The 1888-nt window shown below is 61.7% G+C and carries 2 protein-coding genes; one reads left to right on the forward strand and one right to left on the reverse strand.

The features are described 5' to 3' along the window. Positions 1-146: 146 nt before the first annotated feature. Positions 147-929: an ABC transporter substrate-binding protein gene (locus EN932_RS35145; protein ID WP_024504354.1), complete on the reverse strand. Its 783-nt coding sequence runs from the start codon at positions 927-929 to the stop codon at positions 147-149. 135 nt (positions 930-1064) lie between these two features. Between EN932_RS35145 and EN932_RS35150 the strand changes: the two genes are divergently transcribed. Then, on the forward strand, positions 1065-1888 hold an 824-nt coding region (locus tag EN932_RS35150; protein WP_164890813.1), incomplete at its 3' end, for a LysR family transcriptional regulator.

Raw genomic sequence — 1888 nt, forward strand, 5'->3', positions numbered from 1 at the left:
GGGCCAACACCGTGATCTCGATCGTCACCAAGGCGGCCTCCACGAAGAACGGGAAGACGCGCTGCATCAAGGAGAAATCCATGAAAGGGTCCAGCAGGAGTAACGCTCGGCTTCAGGCGGCTTTGGTCGCCTGAAGCCAGGAGAGATCAGCGGATGTCGCTGCCGACCCACTTCATCGAGATCTTTTCGTAGCTGCCGTCCGCCAGCATGTCGTCCAGCGCCTTCTGCATCGCAGCCTTGAGCTCCGGATTGTCCTTGCGGATGGCGATGCCGATGGCAACAGCGCCGCCTTCGATATCGGGCGTGTTGAGCTTGCGGACCTTCTCGCCCGTCTCCTTGACGGCAACCATGACCGGAATGTTGTCGACGACTATCGCGTCGACGCGGCCGGCCCTCAGCTCCAGCAGCAGTTCCGGCAGGCCCTTGTAGGTACGGATATCCCAGCCGCCCTTTTCGCGCGCCCATTTCTCATGCGTCTCGCCCAGCGTCACGCCAATGGTCTTGCCCTTGAGGTCGTCGAGGCTCTGCACTTTCGACTGCTCGCTGACGAAAACGGCGCGGCCGGCGTGGTAGTAAGGCCCGACGAAATCGACCACCTTTTCACGCTCAGGCGTGATCGTCATCGAGCCAACGACGGTGTCGTATTTGTTGGCGAGCAGGCCGGCAATGATGCCGTCCCAGGCCGTGGTGATGATGGTGCCCTTGACACCGATGCGCTCGGCGATGGCCTTGCCGATATCGGCGTCGAAACCGACGACTTCATTCTGGTCGTTGACGAAGTTGAAGGGCGGATACTGACCGCTCATGGAAATCTTCAGCTCGCCCGCCGCCTTGATCTTTTCGAGGTCGTCGGCCCTGGCCGAAACGGCAGTGAAGGTCGACGCAAGCAGCAGGGCCGCAACGGCGATGCCGGAAAATACTCTGTTCATCTGATTTCCTCTCCTCTGGATGGCGCGCAAGGTTTGTTCTTGGGAGGCGTGCAGACGCTTTCCTGTCATCAATGATTGCCTTTGCGGTATCATTGCGCAAATAGATAATGGGAATAGAGAGCATAGATATCAGGAATGGTACTTCCACGCCCCGAACGACTGGTCTGGGATCTCGACTGGAACCTTCTGCGGACATTCGTCGTCATCGCGGAGGTGAAGGGCATCACGCGAGCTGCGGAGCGACTGAACCTCAAGCAACCCAGCGTCAGCAATGCTCTGCGGCGGCTGGAGGACCGGGTGGGCCGGCGTCTGGTCGAGCGCGACGCGACGCGCTTCGAACTGACCGAGGTCGGGCGGCTTCTCTACGAGCAGAGCGTCGAGGTGTTCGGCACCATATCGCAGTTGCCGCTGCTGATGCGCGGCATCAGCGACGATGTTACCGGCCATGTGATGATCGCGACGGCAAGCCATGTCGTCTCGCCGCTCTTTGATCAGGCGCTGTCCGAGTTCCACAGCAACTACCCTCACGCCAGCATCACCATTTCAGTCGCAGCAAGCACCGAAGTCGCCAAGCAGGTGAGGGACCGGCGTGCTTCCTTCGGCATCTGCCTGGTCAGCCAGCGCGATCCGGCGCTGGAATATGCGATGGTCTACCGCGAGTTCTTCGGCTTCTTCTGTGGGCCGCAGCACAGGCTTTACGGGCAAACCGGGCTGACGCTGACCGATCTCCGGGGCGAGCCCTCGGTATCGTTCCAGACCGACCACATCTCGGATGCGTTGCGGCCGGTCGCGCTGTTGCGCAGCGAGGCCCGGCTCAACGCCGATGTCGTCGGCGTGTCCTCGAGCCTGGAAGAGGTGCGGCGCATGATCGTCGCCGGGTTGGGCATTGGGCCGCTGCCGCTGCACGTCGCGCGGCGGGACGTGGCGGATGGAATGCTGTGGCGGCTGCCGCCCTATGA

It is taken from the genome of Mesorhizobium sp. M7A.F.Ca.US.002.01.1.1, from assembly GCF_004022955.1.
GTDB lineage: Bacteria > Pseudomonadota > Alphaproteobacteria > Rhizobiales > Rhizobiaceae > Mesorhizobium > Mesorhizobium ciceri.

Excerpts from the sequence above, each read along its gene's own strand:
- EN932_RS35145 (WP_024504354.1), bottom strand. The coding sequence starts at position 929 with ATGAACAGAGTATTTTCCGGCATCGCCGTTGCGGCCCTGCTGCTTGCG.